Genomic DNA, 16,377 nt, shown 5'->3' with positions numbered 1-16,377 from the left:
ATGGGTCGTAATTTTGAATATGGGTGTCACAAAACTGGAAGAAAAATGGACTTTTTTTACGGGTTTTCCCTGATTTTTTTGGCGAAAATTTAAATCAAGTCTTTGAAAAATAAAGGTTATTGCGTTGCGAGAAAATTGGCAATAACTGGTTGCAAGGTCAAGCAAGTTGCCCTTAGAATCAATTCATTCGATTCACAATTATAAGCAGGACAGAGCAATGGACAGACAGCGCTGGTTGCAGGGTACCCTGTACCACCCGGATTTCGAGCAGGACAGCTGCGGATTCGGTCTTATCACCCAACTGGACGACAAACCCAGCCACTGGCTGGTGGAAACCGCCATCTCCTCGCTGGCCAAACTGACACACCGTGGAGCGGTGGCGGCAGACGGCAAGTCGGGCGACGGCTGTGGCTTGCTGTTTCGCAAGCCGGACGGTTTCCTGCGTGAAGTAGCCGCCGAGGCCGACATCGCGCTGAAGGCAGTGTACGCCGCCGGTCTGGTATTCCACCACCCCGACAGTGAAATCGGTGCACGCAGCTTGCGTCGCCTCAAGGAATTCCTGGAAGCCCAGCAACTGGAAGTGGCCGGTTTCCGCGTGGTGCCGACCGATGTCAGCGCCTGTGGCGAAGCCGCACTGGCCAGCCTGCCTGCCATTTCCCAGGTCTTTGTGAACTGTCCTTTCGGTATGGACGAGCTGACTTTCCAGCGTCGTCTGTACATGGGCCGTCGTCAGGCCGAAAAAGCCAACAAGGTGGACGATCCGTCCTTCTACCTGCCCACGCTGTCGCCGCACACCCTGTCCTACAAAGGCCTGGTGACCCCGGAAAACCTGCCCAAGTTCTTCCTGGACCTGAACGACCCGCGTTTTGAATCCAGCCTGGCGGTATTCCACCAGCGCTTCTCCACCAATACCTGGCCGCAATGGAAGCTGGCACAGCCCTTCCGCTTCCTGGCACACAACGGTGAAATCAACACCGTGCAGGGCAACCGTTACTGGGCGCGTGCCCGCGAGCGCATCATGGCCTCGCCGCACCTCGACATGGACGCCGTGCGCCCTATCGTGCAGACCGACGGTTCGGACTCCATGAGCCTGGACAATATGCTGGAAGGCCTCCTGATGGGCGGCATTCCGCTGTTCCGTGCGCTGCGCCTGCTGGTGCCGCCGGCCTGGCAGAACGTCGACTCCACCGACAAGGACCTGCGCGCCTTCTACGAATACAACTCCATGCACATGGAGCCGTGGGACGGCCCGGCCGGCATCGTGCTGACCGATGGCCGCTACGCCGCCTGTATGCTGGACCGCAACGGCCTGCGCCCGGCGCGCTGGGTGCTGACCAAGGATAATATCCTCACCATCGCCTCCGAAGTGGGCGTGTGGGACTACAAGCCGGAAGACGTACTGCGCAAGGGCCGCGTGAAGCCGGGCCAGCTGTTTGCTGCCGACCTGGCAACCGGCGAGCTGCTGATGCCGGAAGACATCGACGCCATGCTCAAGAGCGCCAAGCCGTATCGCCAGTGGATCAAGGACAGTGCCAAGTATCTGGAACTGTCGATCGAGGACGATGCCGGCATCGAGGCGGTGAGCAAGGAAGAACTGTCCCGTCTGCAAAAACTGTACAACTTCAGCTTTGAAGAGCGCGACCAGATCCTGCGCGTACTGGCCGAAGACGGTCAGGAAGCTGTCGGCTCCATGGGTGATGACACCCCGATGGCGGTGCTCAGCCAGAAAGTGCGCTCGCCGTTCGACTACCTGCGCCAGCAATTTGCCCAGGTGACCAACCCGCCGATCGACCCCATCCGCGAAGCGGTGGTGATGTCGCTAAACAGCGTGTTTGGCCCGGAACGCAATATGTTTGAAGAGAGCGCCGAGCACGCCAAGCGTCTGGAAGTACGTTCGCCGGTGCTGTCGCACGAAAAATTCGTGCGCGTTACCACTCGTCCGGAAACCTATCTCAAGGCCACCACCTTCGACCTGTGCTACGACCCGAACGAAAGCTCGCTCAAGCAAGCCATCGAAAAGCTGTGCCAGCACGTGATCGAAGCCGTTCAGGAAGGCACGGTGATCGTGGTGCTGTCCGACCGCATCATCACCCAGGGCCGTCTGCCCATCCATGCGCTGTTTGCCACCGGTGCAGTACACCATGCACTGATTGAATGCGGCCTGCGCTGCAAGACCAACATCCTGCTGGAAACCGGCACCGTGCGCGACGCGCACCAGATGGCCTGTGTCATCGGTTATGGCGCCACCGCGGTTTATCCTTACCTCGCTTACCAGAGCATCATCGACCTGGTGAACAGCGGCGTGGTCAACTGCAAGATCAACGAAGCACTGCAGCACTACCGCAAGGGCATCAACAAGGGCCTGCTCAAAGTGCTGTCCAAGATGGGTATTTCCACCATCGCCTCCTATCGCGGTGCCCAGCTGTTTGAAGCCGTGGGCATCCACAAGGACGTGGTGGACCTCTGCCTGAAGGGCACCGTGTCGCGCGTATCCGGTGCCAGCTTCGAGGACTTCGAAGACGACCAGCAACAACTGCTGCGCTTTGCCTTTAACCCGATGCGCCCGATTTCGCAAGGCGGTCTGCTCAAGTACGTGCACGGCGAGGAATACCACGCCTACAACCCGGACGTGGTGCAGCTGCTGCAAAAAGCGGTACAGAACGACGACTATCAGGCCTACCAGCAATACGCCGACACGGTGAACACCCGTCCGGTAGCCATGCTGCGCGACCTGATGAAGGTGAAACTGGCCGAACAGCCGATCTCCATCGACGAAGTCGAGCCGATCGAAGCCATTCTGAAGCGTTTCGACTCCGCCGGCATGTCGCTGGGCGCGCTGTCGCCGGAAGCCCACGAGGCACTGGCAACCGCCATGAACCGTCTGGGTGGCCGTTCCAACTCCGGTGAAGGTGGTGAAGACGCCGCCCGCTACGGCACCGAAAAGATGTCCAAGATCAAGCAGGTGGCCTCCGGCCGCTTTGGCGTCACCCCGCATTACCTGGTGAATGCCGAAGTGCTGCAGATCAAGGTGGCCCAGGGCGCCAAGCCGGGTGAGGGTGGCCAGCTGCCGGGCGACAAGGTCACCGGCCTGATTGCCCGCCTGCGTCACGCCAAGGAAGGCATCAGCCTGATTTCGCCGCCGCCGCACCACGATATTTACTCCATCGAAGACCTGGCCCAGCTGATCTTCGACCTGAAGCAGGTCAACCCGACCGCGCTGGTGTCGGTAAAACTGGTTGCTGAGCCGGGCGTGGGCACCATTGCCGCCGGTGTGGCCAAGGCCTATGCCGACCTGATCACCATCTCCGGTTACGACGGTGGTACTGGTGCGTCGCCGCTGACCTCGGTGAAATATGCTGGCTCGCCGTGGGAACTGGGCCTGTCCGAAGCACAACAAGTACTGCGTGCCAACGGCCTGCGTGGCCGGGTACGGGTGCAGACCGACGGTGGTCTGAAAACCGGTCTGGACGTGATCAAGGCAGCCATCCTCGGTGCGGAAAGCTTCGGCTTCGGTACCGGCCCGATGGTGGCGCTGGGCTGCAAATACCTGCGTATCTGCCACCTGAACAACTGCGCCACCGGCGTGGCCACCCAGGAAATCAAGCTGCGCTCCAAGTACTTCCTCGGCCTGCCGGAAATGGTGATGAACTACTTCCTGTTCATCGCCCGCGAAACCCGCGAATGGATGGCCAAGCTGGGCGTACGCAGCATGGAAGAGCTGATCGGCCGCATGGACCTGATGGAACTGCTGGAAGGAGAAACCACCAAGCAAGCCAAGCTGGACCTGTCGCCGCTGCTGTCGCAAGGCACGGTGCCGGATGATGTGCCGCGCTTCTGCATCAGCGACAGCAACCCGTCCTTCGACAAGGGCGAGCTGGCCGAGCAGATCCTGGCCGATGCGCTGCCTGCCATCCATAACAAGCAAATGCTGGAGCTGTCCTACCCGATCGAGAACATCCACCGTTCCATCGGTGCCCGCCTGTCCGGCGAAATCGCCCGTGTACACGGTGCGGCTGGCCTGCCGTTTGGCTGTCTCAAGGTCAAGTTCACCGGCAGCGCCGGTCAGAGCTTTGGCGTGTGGAACGCGCCTGGCCTGCACCTGGAACTGGAAGGCGATGCCAACGACTACGTGGGCAAGGGCATGGCCGGTGGCCGCGTCACCATCTACCCGCCGAAGAATGCGGCGTATGAAAGCGGCGAAGCCATCATCATCGGTAACACCTGCCTGTACGGTGCCACCGGTGGCCAGCTGTTTGCCGCCGGTGTGGCCGGCGAGCGTTTCGGTGTGCGTAACTCCGGCGCGCTGGCGGTCATCGAAGGTGCGGGCGACCACTGCTGCGAATACATGACCGGCGGTACCGTCATCGTGCTGGGCGAAACCGGCTACAACTTCGGTGCCGGCATGACCGGTGGCTTCGCCTTCGTCTACGACCCGGGCGAGCGCTTTGCCTACCGCTACAACAATGAACTGGTCGATATTCATCTGATCAACGGCGAAGCAATGGGCATGTACCGTGCCTTCCTGCTGGAGAAGATTGCCAAGCATGTCGAGCTGACCGGCTCCGAAACCGGCCGCGCCATGCTGCAAAACTTCGACGACTACGTGGACTACTTCTGGCTGGTGAAGCCGAAGGCCGCCACGTTGGACAGCCTGCTCAAGGATTGAGGTAAGCCGGGAGTGGTGAGTAGGGAGTAGGGAGTGGACAAGCCGCACAAGCAGCTACAGGCATGGAAGGAAAGCATGAACCTGGCGCAGTTGATATATCAATTGACTGCCAGCTTTCCCGCCGAAGAAAAGTTTGGCCTGACAGCCCAGCTCAGGCGTGCAGCAGTGTCCATTCCTTCCAATATTGCTGAAGGAGCCGCACGCAGTACAACCAGAGACTATGTCCATTTTCTGGTAGTGGCACGCGGCTCACTCAGCGAGATGGATACACAGCTGGAACTCGCGGTTCGGTTGGGTTATCTCCCGCAGCAACATACTGCCATCCCGGCACTTAACAAAACCGGAAAGCTGCTTTCTGCATTGATCAGCAGTTTGCGAAACAAATTGAAAGATTAAGTGGGCTGGTCGGGCCGGGGTTACTCCCCACTCCCGACTCCCCACTCCCAAACAGGGAGAAAACGATGTCAGGTGATGTTTTTCAGTTCATGAAGCTCTCCCGCAACCCCGGCGAAAAAGTTGAAGCCGCGGTGCGCAAGATTGAGTTCAAGGAAATCTATCAACCGCTGCACAAGGTGGACGCCGCCGACCAGGCCGGGCGCTGCCTGTCCTGTGGCAACCCCTATTGCGAATGGGAATGCCCGGTACACAACTACATTCCCAATTGGCTGAAGCTGGTGACTGAAGGCAAGCTGTTCGAAGCGGCCGAAATGTCGCACAAGACCAACAGCCTGCCGGAAATCTGCGGCCGTGTATGCCCGCAAGACCGCCTGTGTGAAGGCTCTTGCACGCTGAATCAGGGTGGTTTCGGTGCCGTTACCATCGGCAGCATCGAAAAATACATCACCGACGAAGCCTATAAAGCTGGCTGGCGTCCGGACATGTCCAAGGTAATCTGGAGCGACAAGAAGGTTGCCGTCATCGGTGCCGGCCCGGCAGGCCTTGCCTGTGCCGACGTGCTGGTACGCAACGGCGTGAAGCCGGTGGTATATGACCGCTACGAAGAAATCGGCGGCCTGCTTACCTTCGGCATCCCGGAATTCAAGCTGGAAAAGGCAGTCGTTCAGCGCCGCCGCGAAATCATGCAAGGCATGGGCGTGGAATTCGTGCTGAATACCGAAATCGGCAAGGACATCGAAATCGAAGCCCTGCTGGAACAGTACGACGCCGTATTCATGGGCATGGGTGCTTACAAGTACATGAAGGGTGGCTTTGCCGGTGAAGACCTGCCAGGCGTGCTGGAAGCACTGCCGTATCTGGTGAACAACGTGCGCCAGTGCATGGAAACCCTGCCTGCAGACGAGCCTGCCATCTCCATGGCCGGCAAGCGCGTGGCGGTGCTGGGTGGTGGCGACACCGCCATGGACTGCAACCGTACCGCCATCCGTCAGGGTGCCAAGCGCGTCACCTGCGCCTACCGTCGTGACGAGGCAAACATGCCGGGCTCCAAGCGCGAAGTGGCCAATGCCAAGGAAGAGGGCGTGGAATTCCGCTGGAACAGTCAGCCGGTGGGCATCGAACAACTGCCCAATGGCGCGCTGGCGGTGATCCTGGCCGAAACCCGCCTGGGTGAGCCGGATGCCCGTGGCCGTCGCAATGCCGAAATCGTACCGGGCAGCGAAGAGCGCATCGAGTGCGACCACGTCATCATCGCCTTCGGCTTCCAGGTGGAAGCAGCCAGCTGGTTCGACCGCGCCGGCATCAGCAGCCAGCCCAATGGCCGCACCATCGCCTCGGAAAAGTCCAGGTTCAAGTACCAGACCAGCCACGCCAAGATCTTCGCCGGTGGCGACCAGGTACGCGGTGCCGACCTGGTGGTGCGTGCCGTGTTCGAAGGCCGTCAGGCGGCAGAAGGCATCCTGAGCTACCTGCAGGTGTGGTAAGCAGGGACTGCCTGATTGCTTGAGTAAAGAAGCCCGCCGTATAGCGGGCTTTTTCTTTACGCATGCGGTATGTGGCTGTACTCAAGGCAGCTGTTACAATGTGCCGTTTTTGATTTTGATTATGCAGACTGGTTTGCACACCATCTGCTCGGTCCGCACGCATTTTGGAATGTGGCTGCCTGCACACCGTGTGTACACGGCGAGATGCATGCCTGGCCATCATTGTTTGCCATGTATGAGGTATTCATGAGTCGTTTCCTGTCGATCAGCGACACGGCGGCCAGCAAGGGCTGGCACGCAATAGCGGTACTGTTGCTGTCTTTCATCTATGTTGCCGTATGCAGTGTGGGGCATACGGTAGCGCTGCGCTATGCCTTGCAAGGCGGCCTGCTGCTGTTGGCGCTGCCTTTATTGCGCCACAGCTGGCCCACCTTCCGCGCTGCCAGATATCCCATCATCCTGCTGGCCCTGTTCATGGCTTATGCCACTCTGCATACCTTGTTGTTATCACGCTGGCCAGCCATTTCCATGGCGGAACTGCGCAGCCAGCTGGGCATGGCTACCTTGTGGTTCTTTATCGGGATGGTTTTGTACCGGGTATGGCGCAAGTATTCCATCATTGATGTCGTGATTGCCGGTGGGGTAGCGCTGGCGCTGGCCGAGTTCGGCCTTGAGGCCTACCAGTATCTTGCGACTGGTACCTGGCCTTATCGCGAAACATTTTCCACACCCACGTATCTTGAGTTCACCTTCCTGATCAACTTTGTGCTGGCCTTTGTCGTCGCTACCCTGTGTTTTGGTCATTGGGGCCGGCAACGGGTCAGCCGCATCAGCAAACCATGGCTGCTGGCCATTCTGGCCTTGTTCGTGTTCGTCAGCCTGCATGCTGCTGCGCGCAACGGCATGATAGGTATGGTCTACCTCAGCTTTTCCATGCTGTTGTTATATTCCATTTTCCAGGGGGTGAAGCATGGCTGGGCCAAGTTATTGCTGATCTGGCTGGTGGTGATTGGAACGCTGAGTAGCTTGGTGGTGTATGCCATCAAGCAGGACAGTCGCAATCTGGCGTTTACCGAGTCCGTGGCTGCAGGCTGGGACTACCAGCATCATCCCAGCTGGACGCAGCTAGGCCCCCTGCCGCTGATGTCAAACGGCGAACCGGTGGATGACTCGGCCTTCAAACGCGTGGCCTGGATTCACAGTGGTCTGGACATGATTGCCAGCCATCCCCTTGGATTCGGCTTCATGCGCGAAGTATTTGCCCAGGCTGCCACTAGCTTGGGCATCAAGAATAATCTGGGGCATGCCCATAGCGGCTTCATCGACCTTGGGTTGGCTCTGGGTGTGCCGGGCATTGTGCTGTGGCTGCTGTTTTGTGCCAGCCTGTTTGTCACCGGCTACCGGCGCTTCCGCTATCAGCAGGATGTGCGCGGGCTGATGCTGATGCTGATGGTGTGTGGTTTCCTGGGGCGCATGCTCAACGAAAGCATCTTCCGCGATCACATGCTGCAGTTGTTGTTGTTTGTGGCCGGTGCCTTGCTGGCAGAGATGATTGCCATGGCCAAGCCAGGCCAAGGTTATTGATGTGGATTCGACAATTTGGCGGCTGTCCCTGCGCTTAGGCGATACCGGATCTTGTAGTTTAATCACGCCGCTTGCCATGTCCCCATGTTTGCTGTTCAGGATGTAACAATTGACAATGAATAATCATCCCCCCTTGTGTGTCGATCTGGACGGAACGCTGATTTACTCCGACATGCTGCATGAGTCCACCTTGAGCATGTTGAAGACCAAGCCGCTTGCCGCGTTTTGTCTGCCGGGCTGGCTACTGCAAGGCAAGGCAGTCCTCAAGGAAAAAGTGGCAGCAGCAGGTGATTTCAATCCGGCAAGCCTGCCTTATAACCAGCCTTTTTTGGACTGGCTGCGCGCGCAACATGCCCAGGGGCGCAGGCTGATCCTGTGTACTGCATCCGACCAGAAAATTGCCCAACGTATTGCTGAGCACCTGCAGGTCTTTGACGAGGTGATGGCTAGCGAAGGGGCCGTCAATCTGGCGGGAGCCAACAAGGCTGATGCGCTGGTGCAGCGCTTTGGTGAAAAGGGTTTCGATTACGCGGGCAACTCCACTGCCGATATTGCAGTCTGGGAGCGCGCACGCAAGGGTGTCGTGGTGAATGCATCAGCTACCGTGCAGCAAGATGCTGAAAGTTGCGTAGATGTCGAAAAGGTATTCGCCGGTCCTTGCAAGGGCATTGCCGTTTGGCGGCGCGTATTGCGCATGCACCAGTGGCTGAAGAACATCCTGCTGTTCATTCCCTTGATTGCCGCCCATCGCATTGCCGACATGGATGCATGGCTGTCCTTGCTGTTGGGTTTCCTCGCCTTCAGCTTGTGTGCGTCGTCGGTGTATATCGCCAATGACTTGCTGGACCTGGAAAGCGACCGCGCCCATCCGCGCAAATGCCAGCGTCCGTTTGCTTCGGGTTCGGTCCCGGTCTGGCAGGGCTGTATTGCCGCACCCATGTTGCTGCTGGCCAGCTTTGGCATTGCCTGCCAGGTGGGTGGCAGTTTCCTGCCCTGGCTGGTGGGCTATTTTCTGCTGACCTGCCTGTATTCGCTCAAGCTCAAGCAGCTGGCACTGGTCGATTGTCTGACCCTGGCCTTGCTCTACACCTTGCGCATACTGTCCGGGGCGGCAGCAGTATCCATCAGCATGTCATTCTGGTTGCTGGCTTTTTCCGGTTTTCTGTTCCTGTCGCTGTCCTTTGTCAAACGCTTTGCCGAACTGCAAATGCAGATCCTGCACAACAAGCACAAGGCCCATGGCCGTGGTTATTACTCAACAGATGCGCCCTTGGTGCAAATGCTGGGGGTTGCTTCAGGATTTTCCGCCGTACTGGTGCTGGCCATGTACTTGAACAGCAAGGAAGTGCTGTTGTTGTACCGTCACCCGGAGTGGATCTGGGGAACGGTGCCGGTGATGCTGTTCTGGATCAGCTGGATGTGGCTGCGCGCGGCACGCGGCGAAATGCATGACGACCCGCTGGTGTTTGCCGTCAAGGACAAGGCAAGCCTGATGGCCGGACTGCTGTTTGCCCTGTTGCTGCTGGCCGGTTCGGTAGGAGGCATGGCATGAAGGTGTATTCATGGGGCCGGCTCAGTGGTGAGCCACATGCAGTAAGCATGCTTGCCAGTACCCGCAGCTTACCCCCGCTAGCCGATGGGCAACGCGCATTGCCACACGGCATGGGCCGCAGCTATGGCGACAGCTGCCTGAATCCACAGGGTGCGCTGTGGAAAACCACCGCGCTGGATCACTACGTTTCATTCGACCCTGAGACTGGCCTGCTGGTGTGCGAAGCCGGCATCCTGCTGCGGGATATCCAGCGCACTTTCATTCCCCGGGGCTGGATCCTGCCGGTCACTCCCGGCACCCAGCTGGTGACCGTAGGTGGTGCCATCGCCAACGATGTACACGGCAAGAATCATCATGTACACGGCTCCTTTGGCGACCATGTCCGCCAGCTGCGCCTGCTGCGCACTGACGGCAGCGTCATCGAGTGCGGTCCGACAGAGAATGCAGACTGGTTTGCCGCCACCGTGGGCGGGCTGGGGCTGACCGGTGTGATTACCCAGGCTTGCCTGCAATTGCGGCCGGTAGCCGGGCCGTGGATGGAGACGGAAACCCGTCCTTACCATTCGCTGGATGACTTTTTTGAGCTGGCCGATGCCTCCGAGGCACAATGGGAACATACCGTGTCCTGGATCGACTGCATGTCTGGCAGTCACAGTCGTGGCATCTTCATGCGCGGCAATCCTGCCACGGCAGACAACCGGCAACCGGAACCCGCGGCCAAGGCATTGACGGTTCCCCTGGTGCCGCCGGTTTCACTCATCAATCCGCTGTCCTTGCGCCCCTTCAATGCGGCTTATTTCCATGCACATGCACGTAAAACCGGGCGCCGTATCCAGCACTATGCCAGCTATTTTTATCCGCTGGACAATTTGCTGGAGTGGAACCGCATCTATGGCCCGCGCGGCTTTTACCAATACCAGAGTGTGGTGCCACGGCACGTTGGCCAGGATGCCGTCGCTGCCATGCTGAAAGAAATTACCCGTTCCGGTGCAGGTTCCTTCCTGGCTGTGCTGAAAACTTTCGGTAACCGCCAGGCCTTGGGCATGATGAGCTTTCCACAGCCGGGCGTGACGCTGGCACTGGATTTCCCCAACAAGGGCGCACCGACCCTGGCCTTGTTCGAGAGGCTTGATGCCATCGTGCGCGAAGCCGGTGGCAGGCTGTACATGGCCAAGGATGCGCGCATGCCGCGCGATTTGTTCGAGGCCGGCTATCCCCGGCTTGCCGAATTCCTCAACTATCGTGATCCGGGCCTCAGTTCCGCCCTGTCACGCCGTCTGATCGGATACTGATGTCTAGCATGCGTAAAATTGTGATTGTGGGTGCCACCTCCGCCATGGCCGAGCATTGTGCCCGCCTGTGGCTGCAACAAGGTGTGGACGAAATGGTGCTGATCGGACGCGATCTACAACGTACCGACCGGGTTGCTGCGGATTTGCGTGTGCGTGCTCCGCAGTGCCGGATCCAGACCATCTGCAGCGACTTTCTGCAGCCGGAGGCCATTGCCAGTACGGTAGAGCAGGCCTGCGCCACCATCAGTCCGGACATTGTACTGATCGCCCATGGCTCCCTGCCCGAGCAGGCGCTTTGCCAGCAAGACCTGCAGGACAATCGTACCGCACTGGAAGTGAATGCCATTTCGCCGGTGCTGTTTGCCGAAGCCTTTGCCACGCATCTGGAACAGGCAGGGCAGGGCAAGCTGGTATTGATTGGCTCGGTGGCGGGGGATCGCGGCCGCAAGTCCAATTATGTGTATGGCGCCGCCAAAGGCCTGGTGACGCGTTATGCGCAAGGCCTGCAACATCGCTTTGCCGGCAGCCGGATTCAGGTGGTGCTGGTCAAGCCAGGCCCGACCGACACCCCGATGACCGCTCACCTCAAGAGCAGCGGCGCAAAACTGGCGAGCGTGGAGCAGGTGGCCGGCAATATCGTATCCGGTGTGGCGCGCGGCAAGGCCGTGATTTATGCACCGGCCAAGTGGCAGTTGATCATGCTTATCATCCGGCATTTGCCTCGTGTCATTTTCAACCAGATGAATATCTGACCAGCAGAACCGCGATTACATGAAGCCGAATTTCACCTCGAACCGCAGCAAATTCCAGTTCTGGCTATTGCTCCTGACTGTGTATGCAGTTTTTGTCCCTTTGATGCCCGGTATGCCATCCGGTGGTCTGGACGAATCATGGCAACTGGGAGTCAACGAGGCCTTGGCCAAGGGCATGGTGTTTGGTCGCGACCTGATCTTTACATTCGGGCCTTACGCATCGGTCTATGCCAATAAATACCATCCTGCCGTCGCGCACAGCATGCTCTGGTCAGGTTTTTTCCTGGGTAGTTGTTTCTTTCTGGCCGCGATTCTGAATTTCGCCAGTTTGTCCTTGCGGATGACGCTGTTCCTGGTACTGGTTTTGGCGGTCAACTTCGCGTTTGATCCGCGTTTCCTGGTCTATCCGCTGTTGGTGTTTGCTGCGCTGACCAGGCTGGACTGGAGCCTGCTGCGGATGCCAGGGCAATACTTGGGCAGGTTGCTGCTGGTCTCGGCCTTGTTTGCGCCCTTCGGCATGATTGTGCTGGTCAAAGGGTCGTTTCTGGTGACCTGTCTGTGCGGAATGGTGCTTTCCTCTGCCTTCCTGTTCAGAAGAAAGCAATGGCTGCTCGCCGCTCTGGTGGTGATACTTCCTTTTGCCGCCATGGCCGGATTCTGGTGGTTGGCAGGACAGCCGATGGATGCATTGCCGGATTACTTCCGGTCCATGCTCCCGATCATTTCGGGTTATACCGAGGCGATGGCCTACAACAGCCGCGTCAGTGAACTATTGTTGTACCTGCTGGCGGCCATCCTGCTGCTGGTTGTCGCTGCAAGAGAGCTGGAACTGCATTTTTTCGACAAGATGCTCTTTCTGGCCTGTCTGTTTGTCACTTTGTTCATTACCTTCAAGGCCGGCTTCGTCAGACATGATGGCCACGCGGTGATTGCCGCCAGCAGCCTCGCCATTTGTGCGGTCCTGGTTTGCTCCCGGGTTGACAGCAGAAACGCCCGCTCTGTGCTGGCCTTGTCGTTCATTGTCTGGCTCGGTGTGTGTGCCCTGCATAACAAACCACTCCCCAAGCAGGCATTGCAGGCAGTCGCCTCAACGTATGGCAATCTCTTCAAGGGGAGCTACTATCGCCTTTTCGAGCCAGATGCCATCACGCAGCGTTACAAGGTTCGCATGACGGAAATTGCCAAAGAGGGAAAGTTTCCCTTGTTGCATGGCAGCAGTGATGTTTATTCCTATGACCAAGCCTTTCTGATTGCCACGGGGAATGACTGGCGGCCTCGTCCCATTTTCCAGAGTTATTCGGTTTATACCGACACACTCTCACAAATCAACCTGCAGCATCTGTCTTCATCGCGTGCTCCGGCCAACATTTTCTTCAAGGTCCAGCCCATCGATGAGCGTTTGCCATCCCTGGAAGATGGTGCCAGCTGGATGGCACTGTGGCAGGGATACCACCCAGTCCGTCTGTTTAATGACTATCTTCAGCTGGCACGGAATACACAGCCACCAATCATGCAGCTGTCTGCGGCCGGGCTTGAAAAGCGCACGGCACATCTGGGTGAAGCCATCTCCGTACCGCAAAACGGTAGCCTGGTGATGATGCGGGTTCATGTGCAGAAAAACATGCCGGGTAACCTGGTTTCCCTGTTATTCAAGCCAGGCTTACTATCGGCACGGCTGAAACTGGTCAATGGCCAAGTCAGATCATTCCATGTGGTATCCGGCATGATGAGTTCCGGCTTTGTGGTTTCTCCTCTTATTGAAACCACTAACCAGTTCAATCTGGTTTATTCACAGGATGCTTCATTGGTAAATCAAAAAGTGAGCAGTATTACAATTTTGTCTGACTCCAAAATTATGTTGTGGCAACCGGTTATCACTGTTGAGTTTATTCCTTATTTCATACGCCACGTTTGATTCTTGATTTTGATAATGTATCAAGGAAAGATATTTTGTGATCGAAATTATTAAATTAACCGGTTCAAAATGGCTGTTTGCCATGTTGCTGGTGACAACGGTGCTGATGTTGGGTCTGGCCATTGCTGGTGGCGTATATAATTATACCGCCATTCCCTATTGGGATATGTGGGATGGCACCTTGGGTTTCTTGTTGAAACTGCAACGCGGCGAATATGCTGTTTGGTGGGGGCAGCACAATGAGCATCGTATCGTTTTGTCAAGAATTATATTCTGGTTTGATTCTGTTTTTTTTGGTGATGCCAATATTTTCTCAGAGCTGGTGAATTACATTTTTGTATTCTGTTCTGCTGTGTTTTTTGTTTTCTATCTCAGAGTGCTATCGCGAGATAGGCAGTTGCCAAAAATCTGGTTGCACATTTTTTCCCTGTTGTTGTTCTCCTGGATTTTTCTGTGGAGTCAGGCAGATAATTTTTACCAGGCATTTCAGTCCCAGTTTGTTCTTGCTCAGCTATTGCCCTTGGTGTCTTTTTATTATTTTGCCAAGAGTGTGGATGAGTCGCGTGCCAGATATTTCTGGTATGCCATGGTTTGTGCATGCCTTGCTTTAGGCTCCATGGCGAATGGGGTATTGGCGTTGCCTTTGCTGTTTGCTCTTTCCTTGTTTTTTCGGCAGCCAGTAAAGAATTGTCTGATAGTGCTCTTGTTGGCTGTGCTTGGCGTTGTCGCCTATTTTTATGATTATCACTCTCCGTCTAGTAGTGGTGCATCCTTGTCTCTATTGCTGACACACAAGGAAAAATTACTGCTATATGTACTGACCTACCTGGGGAGCCCGTTTTATTACCTGTTTCTTGGTGTCATGCCGATAGCCATTTTCAGCGGTGCAGTATTCATTCTGCTATTCATACTGGTTGTGCTGCGAGTGCTAAAAGAAAAACAGCGTCATCCATATGTATTGGCATTGGTGTTCTTTTTGATTTATATCTTGTTGACTGCGCTGGTTACCGGAGCAGGAAGGTTGACGCTGGGAGTCGAACAGGCCCTGGAGTCGCGCTATACCACGCCAGTCCTGATGGCTTGGGCTGCGTTGGCACTGACACTAGGCCGCGTTGTGACTTGGCCTGACTGGTTTTTTCCAACCAGTCTGAGCATTGGTATCGTCCTGCTGATGCTGTTGATGTTGTTATTCCAGTTTAATGCGCTACTTTCTGCAAACAGAACCACATTTATCCGTAGCCATGCCGCACTGGCATTGGCGATGGGGGTAAAGGATAATGATCTTGCCCTCAGTCTTTTCCCTGATCCGGCATACCCACGTTTGTTACTTCCCGCGGTAGAGCGTGGTGGTATTTCCATTTTCTCTCGTGAGCCTTTGGTCAGCATGCGTGCCAATATCGGTCGGCCTGCCATCAACACCGCTACCAGTGCCTGTATCGGCTTTGTCGACCATGTTTATGAAATGCGTGATGAGCCGGATTATCTGCGTTTTGATGGCTGGATATTTTCCCCTGCTGTTCAGCGCGTGCCAGAAAGGATCTCGGTGCTTAATCAGCAGGGCATCATTGTCGGCTATGCCGAAGTGGGCCTCGCGCGTGACGATGTCAAGGCTAAATACGGGGCTGCTGCGCTTTTTTCTGGCTTTGGTGGCTATGTCCGGAAATCCTTGATGACCCGATCACTGACGGCCATCGGATCCAACCCTGAATGCAAGCTGGTCCTGTAGTGGATTTTGTCACCAACAGCATGACACGAACGGCTTTGAACTCCTCTGAGTGGAGTGGATAGGAATTGAAGCATGAATAGCAAAATAATATTGCCCGGTGGCGCTGGTCTGGTCGGTCAGAATCTGGTGGTTCACCTGAAAAGAGCGGGCTATACCAATCTGGTGGTGCTGGACAAGCACAAGACCAATCTGGAGATCCTGCGCAGCCTGCATCCGGACATTACTGTTGAATATGCCGATCTGGCAGAACCTGGTGAATGGGAACGCCATTTTGAAGGTGCAGCCGCGCTGGTGATGTTGCAGGCACAAATCGGTGCCCCCACGCTGGAGCCCTTTGTCCGCAACAACATCACCTCCACCAAGCATGTACTGGCAGCCATCAAGCGCTACAACATTCCTTACACCGTACATATCAGTTCATCGGTAGTGGAGTCGGTGGCGAATGATGATTACACCAACACCAAGAAAGAGCAGGAAGAAATGGTGCTGGCCAGTGGCATCAATTGCGTGGTGCTGCGCCCGACCCTGATGTTCGGCTGGTTTGACCGCAAGCATCTGGGCTGGTTGTCGCGCTTCATGCAGAAGGTGCCGGTGTTCCCCATTCCCGGTGATGGCCGCTATATGCGTCAGCCGCTGTATGTTGGCGATTTTGCCAGCATTATCGTCAGCTGCCTGAAGTCGGGTATCCACGGTCAGGTTTTCAATATCAGTGGCCGGGAAAAGATCGACTACGTGGATATCATTCGCGCCATCCGCCAGGCTGTCGCAGCCAAGACCATGCTGCTGCACATTCCTTATGGCCTGTTTTATGTCCTGCTCAAAATCTGGGCCCTGTTTGACCGCAATCCGCCCTTTACGGCAGATCAACTCAAGGCACTGGTGGCGCACGACGAATTCGAGGTCATTGACTGGCCAGCCATTTTCCAGGTGACACCAACGCCTTTCAGCAAGGCTGTAGACGCAACTTTCAACGACCCGCAATACAGCCGGGTAGTACTGGATTTCTGAGC

At 56.6% G+C, this 16,377-nt stretch carries 10 protein-coding genes; all 10 read left to right on the top strand.

Annotated features, from left to right (window positions below; genetic code table 11):
• Positions 1-217 precede the first annotated feature (217 nt).
• On the top strand, positions 218-4,666 hold the full coding sequence (gene gltB / locus ACE3SE_RS12445; RefSeq protein ID WP_374555691.1) for a glutamate synthase large subunit: 4,449 nt from the start codon (positions 218-220) through the stop codon (positions 4,664-4,666).
• Between the two features lie 33 nt (positions 4,667-4,699).
• Positions 4,700-5,062 (top strand): four helix bundle protein, encoded by a 363-nt coding sequence (locus tag ACE3SE_RS12440; protein WP_374555689.1) that lies wholly within the window; start codon positions 4,700-4,702, stop codon positions 5,060-5,062.
• 65 nt (positions 5,063-5,127) lie between these two features.
• Positions 5,128-6,546, top strand: a complete 1,419-nt coding sequence (locus ACE3SE_RS12435) for an FAD-dependent oxidoreductase (RefSeq protein ID WP_374555687.1) — start codon at positions 5,128-5,130, stop codon at positions 6,544-6,546.
• A 246-nt stretch (positions 6,547-6,792) separates the two neighbouring features.
• Positions 6,793-8,130: an O-antigen ligase family protein gene (locus tag ACE3SE_RS12430; RefSeq protein WP_374555685.1), complete on the top strand. Its 1,338-nt coding sequence runs from the start codon at positions 6,793-6,795 to the stop codon at positions 8,128-8,130.
• Between the two features lie 115 nt (positions 8,131-8,245).
• Positions 8,246-9,682, top strand: a complete 1,437-nt coding sequence (locus ACE3SE_RS12425) for a UbiA family prenyltransferase (RefSeq protein WP_374555683.1) — start codon at positions 8,246-8,248, stop codon at positions 9,680-9,682.
• Entirely contained in the window at positions 9,679-10,974 is a 1,296-nt protein-coding gene (locus ACE3SE_RS12420) for an FAD-binding oxidoreductase (protein WP_374555681.1), read from the top strand. Before ACE3SE_RS12425 ends, ACE3SE_RS12420 begins: the two co-directional genes overlap by 4 nt.
• Positions 10,975-10,982: 8 nt before the next feature.
• Entirely contained in the window at positions 10,983-11,726 is a 744-nt protein-coding gene (locus ACE3SE_RS12415) for an SDR family NAD(P)-dependent oxidoreductase (protein ID WP_374555679.1), read from the top strand.
• Positions 11,727-11,745: 19 nt separating this feature from the next.
• Positions 11,746-13,641: a hypothetical protein gene (locus tag ACE3SE_RS12410; protein ID WP_374555677.1), complete on the top strand. Its 1,896-nt coding sequence runs from the start codon at positions 11,746-11,748 to the stop codon at positions 13,639-13,641.
• A 37-nt stretch (positions 13,642-13,678) separates the two neighbouring features.
• Positions 13,679-15,367: a hypothetical protein gene (locus ACE3SE_RS12405; protein WP_374555675.1), complete on the top strand. Its 1,689-nt coding sequence runs from the start codon at positions 13,679-13,681 to the stop codon at positions 15,365-15,367.
• A 72-nt stretch (positions 15,368-15,439) separates the two neighbouring features.
• Entirely contained in the window at positions 15,440-16,375 is a 936-nt protein-coding gene (locus ACE3SE_RS12400; protein ID WP_374555673.1) for an NAD-dependent epimerase/dehydratase family protein, read from the top strand.
• Positions 16,376-16,377 lie beyond the last annotated feature (2 nt).

The sequence above is a fragment of the Aquitalea pelogenes genome, assembly GCF_041914625.1.
GTDB lineage: Bacteria > Pseudomonadota > Gammaproteobacteria > Burkholderiales > Chromobacteriaceae > Aquitalea > Aquitalea pelogenes.
Note: the sequence above shows the minus strand (reverse complement) of the source record. Positions and strands in the feature narration are given on the sequence as shown.